Source organism: Aliiroseovarius pelagivivens, assembly GCF_900302485.1.
GTDB classification, from domain to species: Bacteria; Pseudomonadota; Alphaproteobacteria; order Rhodobacterales; family Rhodobacteraceae; genus Aliiroseovarius; species Aliiroseovarius pelagivivens.
The window spans coordinates 264,637-279,596 of the sequence record NZ_OMOI01000002.1 but is presented as its reverse complement, the minus strand read 5'-3'; the positions used below and the strand labels follow the sequence as shown (position 1 = coordinate 279,596).

Sequence of the window (14,960 nt, the reverse complement as noted above, 5' to 3'; positions counted from 1 at the left end):
CTTTATAAACAGTTTCAACGAAAATTTTAGGAGAATGCCGATGCAAAATGTTGGGTTCGAGCAAGTGTCCGCAGCGGTTACATCACTGCAGGTCGTTCGTCATATCGGGCGCGTGACTCACATTCGGCAGGGTATGGTCCAGGTGTCCGGGCTTGCGAAAATCGCGGCCCAGGCGGATCTGGTGCAAATCCATCCGCGTTCGGGTGACCCCCGCATGGGCGAGGTTTTGGGGCTGTCGGGTGGGAACATTTCGGTCCTACCAGATGGAGACTGCGCAGGGCTTCAGATCGGGGATGAGGTCGTGTTGTTAGGCGGAACCAGTATTGCCCCAGATGACAGTTGGATCGGGCGTGTAGTGGATCCGTTGGGGCAAAGTCTGGATGGGCAGCCGATCCTGCATGGGACGCATGCGCGTGCGTTGAAGGGCGAGGTTCCAAACCCGACCGCGCGCCGCCCTTTGGGTAACCGGCTTGAGACAGGAATGACCGTGTTCAATACTTTTCTTCCAATTGTTTCTGGGCAGCGGATCGGACTTTTTGCAGGCTCCGGGGTTGGGAAATCAACATTGCTCGCCAAGCTCGCGCGTGGCGTGCATGCGGATGTGGTCGTGATCGCGCTGATCGGCGAGCGCGGGCGTGAAGTGCGTGAGTTTGTTGAACGTGTCTTGGGCGAGCAAGGGATGAAACGAGCCGTTGTCGTCGCCGCGACATCAGACCAATCGCCGATGATGCGGCGGAGATGTGCGTGGATGGCAATGTCGGTGGCCGAGCATTTCCGAGATCTGGGGCGACAGGTACTGTTTCTGGCCGACAGCGTTACACGATTTGCCGAGGCGCATCGTGAGATCGCGCTTGCGTCGGGCGAGAACGGAAATCTACGTGGCTTTCCTCCGTCCACAACACAGCAAATTACCTCACTTTGTGAACGGGCCGGCCCCGGCGTCGGTCAAACCGGTGACATCACGGCCGTGTTTTCGGTTCTTGTGGCAGGGTCGGATATGGAAGAGCCGGTGGCGGACATTCTGCGTGGGGTCCTTGATGGTCATGTCGTGTTGGATCGACAAATCGCTGAACGCGGGCGATTTCCAGCAATTGATGTTCTGCGGTCGGTATCGCGTGCGCTCCCCGAAGCTGCTTCCGACGAAGAGAATGCATTTATTCTGGAGGGGCGTCAGCTATTGGGGCTGTATGACCGGTCTGAAATGATGATCCAAGCGGGGCTCTATTCGGCTGGATCAGATGCACTGCTGGATCATGCCGTCGAAGCCTGGCCGAAAATCGACGGGTTTCTTGCTGCACCCGAGGTGGTGAATACGCGCTCCAGTTTCGAGCGGTTGGCCCAGTGCCTAGAGAAAGGTGCCAAGTAGGTTAAGCGTATTGCAACAAGGTCAATGCAATCGAGTTCGAGCTGAGCGCAGCTGTTCCCTGCGCAATCTGCGAGCGGGCCAGAAACAGACGTGTAAGCTCTTCAAGCCGGTCGGGTTCTGAGAATTGATCAACCGTTGACGCTCCGAAATAGCGTTCGGATTTTTCTTGAAAGACTTCTAGTTGCTTATCGATATCGATGGTGCCGAAGGACGGCGGTAGGCCCAAAGCGGTCTCAAAAACTTGACGCAATGGTGGGTTGCCCATGACAGAATACCACTTGCCTGCATTTGACGTGGATTTACCAACAATATTTCCAAGGTCGCGTTCTAAGCTCATTGCTAGACGCATATCCTGATTTTGATTGCCAACGGCGACTTCGAATTGCCGTTCTTTGTACGCTTCGGTTGTCTTGGTGCCGAAATCTGAAATTTGGGTGCGTGGGATGTTGTAGTCCCCAAAGCCAAAATCCTTTGCCATTTCTAAATAGCGTTTATCCGAGAGTTTGTTGGCCAAAGCATCTGAATCAAGCGTCCCATCTTCCAGCACTTTGCGGATGAAGTAGGTGTTGTTGATGTCGTCGCTCAGACCATAGGCCCCTAGCGCGACAGAGAGCAGCCGGCGATCGCTTACCAGCTGTTCAGCTGTTGTGATTTCACCAATAGTTTCTTGGAAGTACTGCACGTCGCGCTGAAGGACCGCACCACTTTCAAACGCCGTTTGTTGGACATCTTTCGTGCGCTGTAAAAAGGCCCAGCCGGCCGCGCCGCTGAACGGTATGACCGGCTGAAAGCTCATGCGAAACGCGCCGACAGAAGGCGCTCTTCACGTGGCAGCAAGGTTCTGAGTTGCTTGAGTGCCTGATAGAACTGGTCATCCAGAACCGCGCCGGTGGCTGTACTCAGAATTGTACGGCTATCTGGATCGGTAAGCACCTGACTAAGTTGCTCAATCCCACGCAGCAGTTGTAGCTGCCCATCATTTTTCTTGGCATCTCCAGACAAGATCAGTTGCGCAATATAGCAGACGCGTCGAACTGGGGTATTTACTTCCTCCGGGTGGATGGCGTCTTTCAGGCGCAGGATGTTGGCGTTCGGTGTAACAACGGAAAGCCGTGACCTCCGGTCGCCATTCTCGATGACTGCTCCATTGATCAATACACGTTCTTTCGGGCTGAGTTTGAGGACCAATCCACTCATGCTGCTACTCCGGTTTGGCGAAGGCCACGCATTACGACGGTGTTGATGTCGACCAGCACTGAAGGATCGGCATCGTCGCTGAGAATCTTACGCGTATAGTCGGCGGTGAATTCGGCCAAATAGAAGATGCGAGCGCGTAGTTCCGCGGGCAGGCCGTTCATGTCTTCGGCCACATCTGCGGCAAGCAACGTCCAAAGTTTTCGATTGTCGTGAAGGGCGTGGGCCAGGTCTGCAAAGCCTGAAGCTCCCTTCTTTGCGTACTGATCCAGACGGTGTGTGATCTGTGCGAATAGTTCGTATTCGGTGCCACGGGTCGTTTGCAGCGCCGCGCGAGATGAAGGGGCATAGGCCGTTTTGGCCATACTGATTGCGTTCACGGTATTTCCTTCCGGTAACGAAATTTAAAAGGGCAAGGCGGAGGGCGCCATTTTGGCACCCTCCAGTTCCTTTAGCGGAACAGCGACAGGATGTTCTGCGGTGCCTGATTGGCGATCGACAGTGCCTGTGTTCCAAGCTGTTGCTGAACCTGCAGTGCCTGAAGTTTGGCCGAGGCGGCCTCCATGTCAGCGTCAACCAAAGCACCAATCCCCGACTTCAGCGAGTCGGACAGTTTGCCGACGAAGTCCGACTGGATTTCGATCCGGCCCTCGACCGAGCCAAAAGAAGCCGAGGCGTCGATAGACGTTTGGATCATGTTCTCGATGGCGCCCAAGGCTGCATCAGCGCCAGACGAGGTTGACACATCAATGGTACCAAGACCGGACAGGCCACCCGAACCACGGGTTGCTTCAAACGAGAAAGCAATGTCTGCGTTGGTTTCGTTGGTGATGACCAGTTGGCCGGCGTTGGTATCGATGTCCATGGTTAGGGCGCTGCTATCCATCCCTGCTGCCACCATGGCATTCTTCATTCCAGCGACGACCGACTCGGCGGTGTCACCTTCTTTCACGACATAGCTTCCTTGGACCGAACCGACTGTCAGTGACAGCTGGTCACCGACAACCATGCCGGTATTCACAGCCGTGTCGACACCTGCCGCGTTGGGAAGGACGGCTTCAGTGGCGGTTGCACCACCGGAAGTGTCCAGGAAGGCAAACGTATCTAGAGTGATCGAGTCGTTTGTGCCGCCATCATTGGCATCAATCACCCCAGCTGTGCCTGTATCAGTGCCAACTGATGCGGCCGCCGCTGCAAGATCCGTGCCTGCGGTCAACGAGAGGTTCTGCGCATCAACGCCAATGGAGCTGGTTACCACAGAACCATCGGCCTTGCGGTCGAGCGACGACAAAACGTCAACGCCGACACTGCCATTTGAGTTCGTGCCGGATTGCGAGCCGTCAACAAGGTTCAAGCCATTGAACTGTGCAGCCCCAACGACCGAAGTGATCTGGTCGCGCAGTGCGACAATGTCGGTCTGGATCTTGGCACGATCCACGTTGTCTTCTTGAGCCGCAACAATCTTGCCTTTGATTTCGGTCAGAAGGTCAGTCACAGTTTCCGATGCCTGACGGGCCACCGCAACTGTGCTTTCCCCAAGCGACAGGCTTTCCGAGATTCCTTTGAAACCTTTCACGTCGGCTTCCATTACTTTCGAAATTGCCCAGACGGCAGAATTGTCCTTGGCCGAACCGACCGCTTTGCCCGTCGAGATTTCGGCTTGGGTGCTGGCAAGGTTCGAGTTGATTGATTTCAGCGTTTGAAGCGCCACCATTGCGCTGTTGTTGGTCAGAATGCTGGACATTTTGTATTCCCTTCAATCTATGGCGCTTCGCGCCTATTTCCATGACCCCGATTCACACGGGAAGTCGTTGCCTTCTGACATCTGCAAGCCATTTTGATCGGCTGCGCCACCCGTCTGGATGCAAGGTGAAACTGCAGTGGAAACTCTGAACGAATACTGAATCTCGCAGGTCAGATTTCATACAAGTTGAACTAAACTGAGGTGTTCACGCACGCTTCTCAAAGCTCGAGGGCGTAGGCGAAAGAACACGAGATGCACCTGTACATGTATAGGTCTTGACCCCCTGCTCTCGATTGCGAATAGCGTCGAGCCGTTTGCGTGCAGAGCGAATGCCATTTGCAGCCGCTGTTAACAGGCTTTGATTGCGTACGGTCATGGCTTGAAGATGCGCAATCTGCTGTTGTGTGACCGCGTGTTGCCCAAGCTGTGTTAGAGCGTCAACTTTAGCTTCGGCCAGTTTGGGTAGATCGTGAAGGTCGCCGTTCAGAATCATCCTGCGTTCATCCTCGAGCAGGGTGAGCAGAGCTTTAACGTTGTACATCTGATTGTTCCTTCAGTGCTTCGAAAAGGGATTGAGCAAGCCCGATTCCACCGTTGTCGACCATGCTGCGGGCCTGTTCTTGGCGCAGGAACGAAGCGAACTGGTCCTCTCCGATTCCTCCGCCGAAACTGTCGGGTGTTTTGCCGATTCCGGCTGACTTCAGCATTTCGGACAGAAAGCTTGCTTCAAGCGCCTTCGCGGCATCCCAAAGCGGGTTGTCTGCGTCCGTTATGGTCGATTTTTGCGTAGTGAGGGGTGTCGATACACCTGAAACAGGATCCATGGTTTCGACCTTTCAAATTGGTCACAGTTTTTCCAACTATCGCAGTCAGCGGTAAAGATTTGGTAATTCCCGTCTGCAAACCTGTGTTCAACCGAGGCAGAACTCCCGGACGGAACACATGCAAATTGCACAACTCCTTTCCCTTCATTTAGGGCAGACAGGACGTGAGCTTCAGATCCCAAGTGAGGATTTGGGCGCGGCGGCCGGGTCACTGGCGACGCCTTTCGATATGGTGTTTTTGGCCCAGATAGATCCGTTGGTGACCAGAGTGGAACTGCCGGCAGAATCAGATGCTAACCTTGTGGGCGATGAGCAGGTTTCTGAGGGTCAGAAAGAAACGGAGCACGCTCCTCTGATGGAGCCGTCCGAGTTGGCTGTAACCACACCCAACCCTGTTGGTAGAGCGCGCGCGGAGTTTCCAGTAACCGCGGTGTCGATCAAGAGAATGGGTGATCCCGCCATTCAGGAAGACGTAGACGTGGTTGTATCATCGAAGCCCCTGGATCGGAATTCACCCGAAACGGGAGGCGTGAACTCAGAACCGGATTCCGTGCAGCTAACGGCTTGGGGAAATGTTCCGCCCGGTCGGCTCGTGGGACCAGTCGAAGTACCAGAATCAACGGGAGAAGCGCAGCCGAAATTTACGGAGGCAGAGATGCCAATATTGGCGGCAACGTTGTTGACGGAGGAGCCCGTTGCCGGGTCTGTGGTGCCAGGCGAGCAGGCCCCAAAACCCGCTGAACCTCATCGTGCGCAAGCCGAGGCAGCGTGGCCGTTCATTGAACAAGCTTTTGCAGAGGCTTCCTCGGATCGGGTTTTACATACTGATCCAACAGTTGCCCAATCGCATGTGTTGACCGATGCCGCCCCCCAGCTTGGACGCGCTCCTAACCCGGCTATTGCCGCGGTTGTTGCTAAGGTTCTGGAATCCGGACCGATTGTCGACGAACCTAGCCAAACCGTAAATCTGCCAGCGGAAACTGATCGCCCTCTGCACAGCACATCGGTTGTGATGCCAGAATCAATTGAACCGAAGGACGAGCAGAACGATACACACAAACCTTCTGGAAACGTGGTCGAGAGGCTGTGGAGTTCGACAAACCAGCCCGAAAAGTCGGCGTTCACCGCCCCCGTTTCTAACGCTGTGCCAGAACTCGGCGTGAGGTCCTTGTACAGTCCGGACGCGGCCAGATCAGTCTCTTTGCCTTTGACTTCCACACCCTTGATGCCAGTAACAGCGCAAGAGGCCGAGCACACACCTGCCGACGAAACTGGATTCCGGATGGTCGAGCACGTGACTACCTCTTCAAGTGATTTAAAACCGGCCACGATCACTCGCGGCCTGGATGTACCGCGTATGATCCCGACGCAGATCACAGAGATCATACGGCAGCAGCCGGATCGCCCGATCGAACTGACACTCAGCCCTGAGGAGCTCGGACGTTTGCGTATGTCCTTCCAGTCAGAAGGTTCTGCCATGCACGTCACGCTTAGCTTTGAAAGGCCTGACACGCTGGATCTGATGCGACGGCACATCGATCAGCTGGCACAAGAAATGCGCGCATTTGGCATGCCGAATGTGAGTTTCACTTTTCAGCAGCAAACATCTGGTGAAGGAGGCGAGTCTTTCTCAGACGACGGCTCGGCCAGACCTTCAAATGAACAACAACCCGACCTTTCAGGTGGACCAGATAACATTACGCCGATCATCCTAAGCGTGGCTGATCGTGCAGGTGTGGATATACGAGTGTGAGGAGCACAGCATGAACGTCACCCCAACAGCCATGCCAGCAGCGCTAACGGCTCCTGCGGCAAACTACACACAGGCCTCTGCCTCGGATGGGCCCGTGATCTCGTCCGATTTCGAGACATTCTTGGTGATGTTGACGGCCCAAATGGAAAACCAGGATCCGTTAAACCCGATTGAATCATCGGACTATGCCGTCCAGCTGGCAACATTCTCTGGGGTCGAGCAGCAGGTACGCACCAATGATCTGTTGAAAAACATGGGTGTACAGTTGGGTTTGATGGGTATGTCGGACATCGCAGATTGGGTCGGAAAGGAAGCGCGTGTGGCCGCCCCGGTTCAATTTGATGGTGACCCCATCACGCTGTCCCCAAACCCGGTTGCCGCCGCAGACGAGGTCATCTTGGTGGTGAAGAATGCCGAAGGCATCATTGTGGACAGTAAGCCCCTTCCGGTTTCGACCGATCCGGTGGAGTGGAATGGAGAGGATGGAAACGGCAACGGGCTGCCCTACGGTGTTTATTCATTTGAGCTGACCAGCCGCAGCAATGGGAAGCACCTATCGACCGATCCGATGGAGAGCTATGGCAGGATTGTGGAAACGCAGAACAGTGGTGGTCAGCTGTGGCTGGTGCTGGAAAGCGGTGAAAGGGTGACGGCTGATGCCGTTTCCGCCCTGCGTGAAGCCGCTGAATGAGTTTTCGTCGCCTAAGGCCCGGGTTATACAGGTTGCATGACTTTGCGCGACGACATGATGATGCACCCGACTGGAGCGTTGGAACACGACAGGTTGCAGCAATCGCTGTCCTTGATCTGGCAGGAAGAGGGGCATGTGTCCAAGCATGCCAACTGGTCCCGTCTTCTGGGCGGGCGCAGCAATCCGGTTTGGCGCATCACATCAGATGACATGTCACACGACCTTGTGTGCAAGCTGTATAACGAGGCGGCGGCGACGCCTCTTTTTTCCAATGACGGCACGCGCGAGGCGTTGGTCCTCAAGCATTTGGCAGGCACAGGCTTAGCCCCCGACTTTGTTGCGTTTCTGGACAGCGCGCTGGGCGCAAGCGTTCTGTATCGACATGTCGATGGTATGCCATGGTCCGGAGCCGTCGAGGACGTGGCGCGTTTAATGGCCAGGCTTCACCGGACGAATGCCCCCGAAGGATTGCCCGAGACGATCACATCGCCTGTCACACTGATTGCCGAGACTTGTGCAATGGGAGAGGCAACAGGCATCAGACTGACGCCTCCGCCGCAAGTGCCGAATGATCTGCCTGCCGCAACCCGACGCCTTTTGCATGGTGATATTGTGCCGGGCAATATCGTGGCCGCTGAAAGTGGATTGCGACTGATTGACTGGCAGTGCCCGACGATCGGGGATCCAGCAGGAGATATTGCGATCTTTCTGTCCCCTGCGATGCAAGTTCTCTATGGCAACCGGCCCCTTTCATCCGAGGAACAATCGGCGTTTCTAACGGCTTATGTCAGCGCTGGGGGGGATCCCGTCGGCGCAGCACGCTACAGGGCGCTTGCGCCGCTCTTTCATTGGCGCATGGCGTGCTATTGTCATTGGAAAGCAGCGCACGGGGACGCGGCCTATCGCGGGGTTGCAGAGTTGGAGCGCCGCGCGTCAGAGCAGGGTTGAGACCCAAACCGCTGCCAAAGCAAGGCCGCCACCCACAGCAACATAGCTCATCGCGCGCAAGGGACGGGCTCGGTCGTTTTCCACATGTGCTTCGGATTGGCGGATCAGAGCGGCCTCGGCCAGTTCTGGTAGGCGCGGACCAAAGCGGGCCAGAACGCGTGCGGTGAGCACCAGATCCTGCAACAGAGCCTTCGGCCCGATCGAATTCGAGATATAGCTTTCCACCACGGGCTTTGCGACTTTCCAGATGTTGATATCCGGAGACAGCGACCGCGCGACCCCTTCGACCACAACCATGGTCCGTTGCAACAAGATCAGTTCGGTGCGGGTTTCCATGCCGAACTTCTCGGTCACTTCAAAGAGATACGCCAGCAGGCGCCCCATCGAAATCTGCGTGGCGTTCATCCCGAAAATCGGCTCGCCCACAGCGCGTAGGGCACGGGCGAATTCCTCGACATCGCGGTCAGCGGGGACGTACCCAGCTTCGAAATGCACTTCGGCGACGCGGCGATAGTTGCGGGTGATGAAGCCATAGAGGATCTCGGCATAGACGCGGCGGGTGTATTCGTCGATCCGCCCCATGATGCCAAAGTCCACGGCAATGATGTCGCCGTTGGCGGCAAATTTCAGGTTGCCCTGATGCATGTCACCGTGAAACAGACCGTCGCGCAGTGCATGGGACAGGAACAATTGCAGCACGCGCTCGCCCAACCGGTGCATGTCCAGACCCGAGGCGCGGATGGTCTCGAGGTCATTGGCCGGAATGCCTTCGCCCCAGCCAAGGGTCATCACGGTCCGGCCGGACAGCCCCCAATTCACTTCAGGAACGACAAAGCCTTCGTCCTTAGCTGTGTTTTCGGCAAATTCACTGGCGGATGCGCTTTCAAGGCGCAGGTCCAGCTCTCCCATCACGGTGGTTTCAAAGTGCTCGACCACATCGGTGGGGCGCAGCCGGCGGGTCGACGGCAACAACATCTCGATCACGCGGGCCGAGAAGTGGAAGGCGTCAATATCGGTGCGGAAGGCGCGTTCGATGCCGGGACGCAGAACTTTGACGGCAACAGATTCGCCAGTTTCGGCCAGTCGCGCCTTATGTACTTGCGCGATCGAGGCTGCGGCGACCGGTTCCGAGAACTCGGAAAACACCTGGTCGATATCAATCCCAAGCTCTTTTTCGATCATGCGTCGGGCGATGGCCTGATCAAACGGGGGCAGTTTATCTTGCAGATACTGAAGCTGGTCCGCCAACTCGGGACCGACCACATCTGGTCGTGTCGATAGGATCTGGCCAAACTTGATATAGGCGGGGCCAAGCGCTGTGATCGCGCGGGTGACCGGGGGCAGTGTTGGATCGCCCTTTTTGCCAAGCCAAGCAAAGGGCCACCCAACAACGTGGGCCGCAACGCGGACCGACGGAGGGGCCTTCATCGCGTCCAGCACGACGCCCATTGCGCCGGTGCGCTGGAAGGTTGCGCCGGTTCGGATCAGGCGCCAGATGTTGTGAGGACCACGCATCTTAGATTTTCCACCCCGAATGCAGGGCCGCAATGCCCAAAGACAGGTTGCGATACTTCACGTTTTCAAACCCGGCCTCGCGGATCATGCGGGCGAAGGTTTCCTGATCGGGGAACTTTCGGATCGACTCCACCAGATACTGATAGCTGTCCGCGTCGCCTGCGATTAGCTGCCCCATCTTGGGGATAACGTTGAAGGAATAAAGGTCATAGAGCTTTTGCATGCCTTCATCGGGAAGCTGACTGAATTCCAACACCATCAGACGTCCGCCGGGTTTCAGCACGCGATAGGCTTCTTTCAACGCGTCCGGGATGCGGGTCACGTTGCGGATGCCGAAGCTGATCGTGTAGCGATCAAAGCTGTTGTCTTCGAAGGGCAGGGCCATGGCGTCGCCGACGACCCAGTCTAGATGATCGGCAAGGTGCGAGGCTTCGGCCCGTTGGCTGCCTTCGACCAGCATGCTTTCCGTCATGTCCAGAACGACGGCTTCAGCGCCCGGCGCACGCCCCAAAAAGCGGAACGAGACATCGCCGGTTCCCCCAGCCACATCCAGAAGGCGCTGACCATCGCGCGGGGTCAGCCAGTCCATCATCGCGTCCTTCCAGACGCGGTGGATGCCCACGGACATGACATCGTTCATAATGTCGTATTTCGAGGCCACATTGGTAAAGACGCCATGGACCATTCCGGCCTTGTCGTCCTCGTTCACGGTTTTGAACCCGAAATGCGTGGTGCGGTTGTCTGACGTGCTCATTGGGCATACTCGCTTCTTGCGGTTGATCCCTCATATCGTGACAGTAAGGGACGCACAATGGAGAGGCTTTCAACATGCCCGAATTACCCGAGGTCGAGACAGTACGCCGCGGATTGCTGCCAGTGATGGAGGGTGTGCGTATTGGGCGTGCCGAGACACGGCGAGACGGGTTGCGGTGGCCGTTTCCCGATCGCATGGCCGAACGCCTGACCGGGGCGACGGTGCAACGGCTTGGGCGGCGGTCGAAATACCTGTTGGTGGATCTGGATACGGACGAAACTTTGATCGTGCATCTGGGCATGTCGGGGCGGATGCTGATCTCGGGCCATAAGCTTGGGAAGTTCCATCACGAACATCCTGCACCAGAAAAGCACGACCATGTGGTCTTTGATCTTGAGAACGGCGCGCGGGTGACCTTCAACGATCCGCGTCGGTTTGGGGCGATGGATCTGTGCCCGACAGGGGCGTTGGATGATCACAAACTGATCCGCGTGTTGGGCCCTGAGCCGTTGGGCAACCAGTTCGACGAATCGTACCTGATCGAGGCGTTGCAGACAAAGAACTCTCCTATCAAATCGGCGCTGCTGGATCAGGGAATCATCGCGGGTCTAGGCAACATATATGTCTGCGAAGTGCTGTTCCGGGCTGGCATTCACCCCGCGCGTAAGGCCAGCAAAATTGCGAAACAGCGTGTTGCCAGTTTGGTTCCGATCATTCGCGAAGTGCTGTCGGATGCCATCGAAAGCGGCGGGTCATCATTGAAGGATTACCGGCAGGCGGATGGTGATTTGGGTTATTTTCAACACAGTTTTCGCGTCTATGGCCGCGAAGGTGAACGTTGCGTCACTTCTGGATGCGCGGGCGAAATTGCCCGCATAACACAATCTGGGCGCTCGACATTCTATTGCCCGCAATGCCAAAGATAGCTTGATCCAATGGGGTGGCGTGTTAGGACTCCGCTCCAACCACTCGTTACACAAGGCAGGGGAACCATGGCCTATAAGAACATCATCGTTGAAACCGAAGATCATGTGACGCTGATCAAGCTGAACCGGCCTGACGCTCTGAACGCTCTGAACCTGGACTTGCTGGGCGAACTGGGCGAAGCGCTGGCTGAAGCGCAGGCCAACGACAAGGTGCGTTGCATCGTCGTCACCGGCTCGGAAAAGGCGTTCGCCGCCGGGGCCGACATCAAGATGATGGCCGAGAAAAGCTTTGTAGACGTATTCACGGGTGACCTGTTCACCCCGGAAGAAGACGCAATCATGCGCATTCGCAAGCCAATCATCGCTGCTGTGTCCGGTTATGCGCTGGGCGGCGGTTGCGAGCTGGCCATGATGTGTGACTTCATTATTGCGTCGGACACCGCCAAGTTTGGCCAGCCCGAGGTGAACCTGGGCGTGATGGCCGGTATGGGCGGCACGCAGCGTCTGACCAAACTGGTTGGTCGCGCCAAGTCGATGGACATGAACCTGACCGGTCGTTTCATGGACGCAGAAGAGGCCGAGCGTTCGGGGCTGGTCAGCCGCGTTGTTCCCGCCAAAAAGCTGATGGACGAAGCCATGTCCGCAGCGGCCAAGATCGCTGAAAAGTCGATGGTCACTGTAATGGCGATCAAAGAAACCGTGAATCGCGCCGAGCAGCTTCCGCTGACCGAGGGTATCCTGTTCGAACGCCGCGTCTTCCATTCGCTCTTTGCGACCGAAGATCAGAAAGAGGGTATGGCCGCCTTCACCGAAAAGCGTCAGCCGCAGTTCCGCGACAAGTAAACCAATAGGGCTTCCCTTTGCGGCCGAAATGGCTTAAAGGGCAGCCCATCCATGCGCGTGAGGCCCGCTTAGGCCAGAATCACCGGTTCTGAACCCGGTCGGGTGCTGTACGCGCAGCTTTGACAACGTAACACACCCGAAAGAGGGATCAGACACATGGCAAATTCGCCCCAAGCAAAAAAACGCGCCCGTCAGAACGAGCGTCGTTTCGCCGTAAACAAAGCCCGCCGTTCGCGCATCCGCACCTACCTGCGTGCCGTTGAAGAAGCCATCGAGTCGGGCGACAAGGATGCAGCTGCTGCTGCCCTGAAAGCTGCTCAGCCTGAACTGATGCGCGGCGTGACCAAAGGCGTTTACCACAAGAACACCGCTGCACGTAAAGTCTCGCGCCTGAGCTCGCGTGTAAAAGCACTGGGCTGATTCAGATTCACCTCTGAACAGCGTCCGAAAACAAAAAAAGAGCGTGTCCAAATGGGCACGCTCTTTTTGCTAAGTCTGCTAAGAAATTTGATTTTGCGACGTGCCTTCGGGATTCGTTTCGGCAATCACAGAGTCAAGCGTGAAGTTCTATTGCGCCAGTCGCAGAGTGATTGCTAGCTTGCATTCAGCGATTCACTTCGCCGACTTGGGACTATCAGACATAAGTGGGCTAAACCCACGAACTATAAGGGGAAAACCCCTTTTGCCACATCCGGATTTGATTCTTTGAGGTCAGATCTCAATGCCTATTGTGTGCCTGCTGTCATGTGGTGCGCCTGAAGGCATGTTGCCACCCTGACTGCTAGGGTGGATGCGCAAACTGTAAAGTTCCGAACGTCCAATTGGGCATGTCGCCAGAATGGGTAACCATGTGGTGCGGTTCAGTATTGGGCGCGGCGTCTAAAGCATGCTCGTCGGCAGCGGGCTGTGGATTTCGTGTTTCGCCATGAAGGGGTGCGCTGAAAGTGCGCCGTGTGAATGGGATATTAGTGCCTGTGAGGGACTGTCTTGGGCGGTCTTAATAAAACGCTGGGTCGAGGTAATATGACGAACGAAGAATGGGGTAAGGTCCGTAATAAGCTGCAAAAAGCAGTGGGACAGAACAACTATACCAGTTGGATTGAACCCTTGGAATTTGCTGAACTGGATGGTGGTGTGGCGCGTTTTCTGGTGCCAACCAACTTTCTGGGCAACTGGGTCAGTCAGAATTTTGGGGATCAGATTCTGAAACACTTGAACGGCGAGGGCGTCAAAGTCGCGCGTCTTGAGTTCAAGGTTCCTGAAAAAGCAAAGCCGCGCCCGGTTGTGCCGAACGCTGACAAAACGGCCGCACCGGCGACCATCACCAAGCCCGATCACAGCGATCTGCCCGGTGCGCCGCTTGACGCGCGCTTTACCTTCGACAGCTTCGTTGTCGGCAAGCCGAACGAGCTGGCCCATGCTGCGGCCCGCCGTGTCGCTGAAGGTGGCCCGGTCACGTTCAACCCGCTCTTTTTGTATGGTGGTGTTGGCCTTGGTAAAACGCACCTGATGCACGCCATCGCGCACGAGATGAAGACCCGCCAGCCCGACCTGCGCGTGGTGTATCTGTCCGCCGAGCAATTCATGTACCGCTTCGTTCAGGCGATCCGCGAAAAACAGATGATCGACTTCAAACAGTTGTTCCGCTCGGTCGATGTGCTGATGGTGGATGACGTTCAGTTCATCGCCGGCAAAGACAGCACCCAGGAAGAGTTCTTCCACACGTTCAACGCGCTGGTGGACCAGAACAAACAGATCATCATCTCGGCTGACCGTGCCCCGGGCGAGATCAAGGATCTTGAGGATCGTATCAAAAGCCGTCTGCAATGCGGTCTGGTCGTGGACCTGCACCCCACCGATTACGAACTGCGTCTTGGCGTGCTGCAAACCAAAGTGAACGCTTACCGTGAACAGTACAAAGGTCTGGTGATTGCCGATGGTGTGCTGGAGTATCTGGCGCATCGCATTTCGACCAACGTTCGCGTGCTGGAAGGCGCTTTGATGCGTCTGTTCGCCTTTGCGTCGCTTGTTGGTCGCGAAATCACACTGGAGCTGGCTCAGGACTGTCTGGGCGACATTCTTCGCGCGTCCGATCGCAAGGTCACTGTGGAGGAAATCCAGCGCAAAGTGTCCGAGCATTACAACATCCGTCTGTCGGATCTGATCGGCCCCCGTCGTGTGCGCACCATTGCCCGTCCGCGTCAGGTTGCGATGTATCTGGCCAAGCACATGACCTCGCGGTCGCTGCCGGAAATTGGGCGTCGTTTCGGCGGTCGGGATCACACCACGGTCATGCATGGCGTCAAGCGGATCGACGAGCTGAAAGGCATCGACGATCAGATTGCGGAAGATCTGGAGTTGCTGCGTCGCGCGCTCGAGGCGTAAAGCGACCCCAAAACGGT

At 56.4% G+C, this 14,960-nt stretch carries 16 protein-coding genes; 8 read left to right on the top strand and 8 right to left on the bottom strand.

What is annotated here, in order from left to right; translation table 11 throughout:
• Nucleotides 1-40: 40 nt before the first annotated feature.
• Complete coding sequence (locus ALP8811_RS13545; RefSeq protein ID WP_108857794.1) at nucleotides 41-1,366, top strand: FliI/YscN family ATPase; 1,326 nt, start codon at nucleotides 41-43, stop codon at nucleotides 1,364-1,366.
• A 1-nt stretch (nucleotide 1,367) separates the two neighbouring features.
• Here the strand turns inward: ALP8811_RS13545 and ALP8811_RS13540 are convergent, their stop codons facing one another.
• The 6 genes from ALP8811_RS13540 to ALP8811_RS13515 all read right to left on the bottom strand — a co-directional run bounded on the left by ALP8811_RS13540 (nucleotide 1,368) and on the right by ALP8811_RS13515 (nucleotide 5,128).
• Entirely contained in the window at nucleotides 1,368-2,162 is a 795-nt protein-coding gene (locus ALP8811_RS13540) for a DUF1217 domain-containing protein (protein WP_108857793.1), read from the bottom strand.
• Nucleotides 2,159-2,563 (bottom strand): flagellar biosynthesis repressor FlbT, encoded by a 405-nt coding sequence (flbT, locus tag ALP8811_RS13535; RefSeq protein ID WP_108857792.1) that lies wholly within the window; start codon nucleotides 2,561-2,563, stop codon nucleotides 2,159-2,161. The genes ALP8811_RS13540 and flbT overlap by 4 nt, the downstream gene beginning before the upstream one ends.
• On the bottom strand, nucleotides 2,560-2,940 hold the full coding sequence (gene flaF / locus ALP8811_RS13530) for a flagellar biosynthesis regulator FlaF (RefSeq protein WP_108857791.1): 381 nt from the start codon (nucleotides 2,938-2,940) through the stop codon (nucleotides 2,560-2,562). Before flaF ends, flbT begins: the two co-directional genes overlap by 4 nt.
• Before the next feature lie 71 nt (nucleotides 2,941-3,011).
• Complete coding sequence (locus tag ALP8811_RS16515) at nucleotides 3,012-4,304, bottom strand: flagellin N-terminal helical domain-containing protein (RefSeq protein ID WP_108857790.1); 1,293 nt, start codon at nucleotides 4,302-4,304, stop codon at nucleotides 3,012-3,014.
• Nucleotides 4,305-4,509: 205 nt separating this feature from the next.
• Nucleotides 4,510-4,845: a hypothetical protein gene (locus tag ALP8811_RS13520; protein WP_108857789.1), complete on the bottom strand. Its 336-nt coding sequence runs from the start codon at nucleotides 4,843-4,845 to the stop codon at nucleotides 4,510-4,512.
• Nucleotides 4,832-5,128 (bottom strand): rod-binding protein, encoded by a 297-nt coding sequence (locus tag ALP8811_RS13515; protein ID WP_108857788.1) that lies wholly within the window; start codon nucleotides 5,126-5,128, stop codon nucleotides 4,832-4,834. The genes ALP8811_RS13520 and ALP8811_RS13515 overlap by 14 nt, the downstream gene beginning before the upstream one ends.
• Nucleotides 5,129-5,246: 118 nt before the next feature.
• Between ALP8811_RS13515 and ALP8811_RS13510 the strand changes: the two genes are divergently transcribed.
• Genes ALP8811_RS13510 through ALP8811_RS13500 form a run of 3 tightly spaced genes read left to right on the top strand, consistent with a single transcriptional unit; the run spans nucleotide 5,247 to nucleotide 8,520 of the window.
• Complete coding sequence (locus tag ALP8811_RS13510) at nucleotides 5,247-6,881, top strand: flagellar hook-length control protein FliK (protein ID WP_108857787.1); 1,635 nt, start codon at nucleotides 5,247-5,249, stop codon at nucleotides 6,879-6,881.
• A gap of 10 nt (nucleotides 6,882-6,891) precedes the next feature.
• Entirely contained in the window at nucleotides 6,892-7,572 is a 681-nt protein-coding gene (locus tag ALP8811_RS13505; protein WP_108857786.1) for a flagellar hook capping FlgD N-terminal domain-containing protein, read from the top strand.
• 36 nt (nucleotides 7,573-7,608) lie between these two features.
• The gene (locus ALP8811_RS13500) at nucleotides 7,609-8,520 is read left to right on the top strand and encodes a phosphotransferase family protein (protein ID WP_108857785.1); all 912 of its coding nucleotides are present in this window, start codon (nucleotides 7,609-7,611) and stop codon (nucleotides 8,518-8,520) included.
• On the opposite strand, the gene ubiB is transcribed toward ALP8811_RS13500, so the two are convergent.
• Entirely contained in the window at nucleotides 8,506-10,035 is a 1,530-nt protein-coding gene (gene ubiB, locus ALP8811_RS13495) for a 2-polyprenylphenol 6-hydroxylase (RefSeq protein ID WP_108857784.1), read from the bottom strand. The genes ALP8811_RS13500 and ubiB overlap by 15 nt on opposite strands.
• Before the next feature lies 1 nt (nucleotide 10,036).
• Nucleotides 10,037-10,789, bottom strand: a complete 753-nt coding sequence (ubiE, locus tag ALP8811_RS13490; protein ID WP_108857783.1) for a bifunctional demethylmenaquinone methyltransferase/2-methoxy-6-polyprenyl-1,4-benzoquinol methylase UbiE — start codon at nucleotides 10,787-10,789, stop codon at nucleotides 10,037-10,039.
• 74 nt (nucleotides 10,790-10,863) lie between these two features.
• On the opposite strand from ubiE, the gene mutM reads away from it, so the two are divergent.
• The 4 genes from mutM to dnaA all read left to right on the top strand — a co-directional run bounded on the left by mutM (nucleotide 10,864) and on the right by dnaA (nucleotide 14,943).
• The gene (mutM, locus tag ALP8811_RS13485; protein WP_108857782.1) at nucleotides 10,864-11,715 is read left to right on the top strand and encodes a bifunctional DNA-formamidopyrimidine glycosylase/DNA-(apurinic or apyrimidinic site) lyase; all 852 of its coding nucleotides are present in this window, start codon (nucleotides 10,864-10,866) and stop codon (nucleotides 11,713-11,715) included.
• Nucleotides 11,716-11,781: 66 nt separating this feature from the next.
• The gene (locus tag ALP8811_RS13480) at nucleotides 11,782-12,558 is read left to right on the top strand and encodes an enoyl-CoA hydratase (protein WP_108857781.1); all 777 of its coding nucleotides are present in this window, start codon (nucleotides 11,782-11,784) and stop codon (nucleotides 12,556-12,558) included.
• 156 nt (nucleotides 12,559-12,714) lie between these two features.
• Nucleotides 12,715-12,978 carry a 30S ribosomal protein S20 gene (gene rpsT, locus ALP8811_RS13475; RefSeq protein ID WP_108857780.1) on the top strand — a complete coding sequence of 88 codons (264 nt, stop codon included), beginning with the start codon at nucleotides 12,715-12,717 and terminating at the stop codon, nucleotides 12,976-12,978.
• Nucleotides 12,979-13,581: 603 nt separating this feature from the next.
• Nucleotides 13,582-14,943, top strand: a complete 1,362-nt coding sequence (dnaA, locus tag ALP8811_RS13470; RefSeq protein ID WP_108857779.1) for a chromosomal replication initiator protein DnaA — start codon at nucleotides 13,582-13,584, stop codon at nucleotides 14,941-14,943.
• Nucleotides 14,944-14,960: the final 17 nt, after the last annotated feature.

Coding starts and splice junctions, on each gene's coding strand:
- dnaA (WP_108857779.1), top strand. CDS start 13,582: ATGACGAACGAAGAATGGGGTAAGGTCCGTAATAAGCTGCAAAAAGCA.
- rpsT (WP_108857780.1), top strand. CDS start 12,715: ATGGCAAATTCGCCCCAAGCAAAAAAACGCGCCCGTCAGAACGAGCGT.
- mutM (WP_108857782.1), top strand. CDS start 10,864: ATGCCCGAATTACCCGAGGTCGAGACAGTACGCCGCGGATTGCTGCCA.
- ubiE (WP_108857783.1), bottom strand. CDS start 10,789: ATGAGCACGTCAGACAACCGCACCACGCATTTCGGGTTCAAAACCGTG.
- ALP8811_RS13545 (WP_108857794.1), top strand. CDS start 41: ATGCAAAATGTTGGGTTCGAGCAAGTGTCCGCAGCGGTTACATCACTG.
- ALP8811_RS13480 (WP_108857781.1), top strand. CDS start 11,782: ATGGCCTATAAGAACATCATCGTTGAAACCGAAGATCATGTGACGCTG.
- ALP8811_RS13520 (WP_108857789.1), bottom strand. CDS start 4,845: ATGTACAACGTTAAAGCTCTGCTCACCCTGCTCGAGGATGAACGCAGG.
- ALP8811_RS13505 (WP_108857786.1), top strand. CDS start 6,892: ATGAACGTCACCCCAACAGCCATGCCAGCAGCGCTAACGGCTCCTGCG.
- ALP8811_RS13510 (WP_108857787.1), top strand. CDS start 5,247: ATGCAAATTGCACAACTCCTTTCCCTTCATTTAGGGCAGACAGGACGT.
- ubiB (WP_108857784.1), bottom strand. CDS start 10,035: ATGCGTGGTCCTCACAACATCTGGCGCCTGATCCGAACCGGCGCAACC.
- ALP8811_RS16515 (WP_108857790.1), bottom strand. CDS start 4,304: ATGTCCAGCATTCTGACCAACAACAGCGCAATGGTGGCGCTTCAAACG.
- ALP8811_RS13540 (WP_108857793.1), bottom strand. CDS start 2,162: ATGAGCTTTCAGCCGGTCATACCGTTCAGCGGCGCGGCCGGCTGGGCC.
- ALP8811_RS13500 (WP_108857785.1), top strand. CDS start 7,609: ATGACTTTGCGCGACGACATGATGATGCACCCGACTGGAGCGTTGGAA.
- flbT (WP_108857792.1), bottom strand. CDS start 2,563: ATGAGTGGATTGGTCCTCAAACTCAGCCCGAAAGAACGTGTATTGATC.
- ALP8811_RS13515 (WP_108857788.1), bottom strand. CDS start 5,128: ATGGATCCTGTTTCAGGTGTATCGACACCCCTCACTACGCAAAAATCG.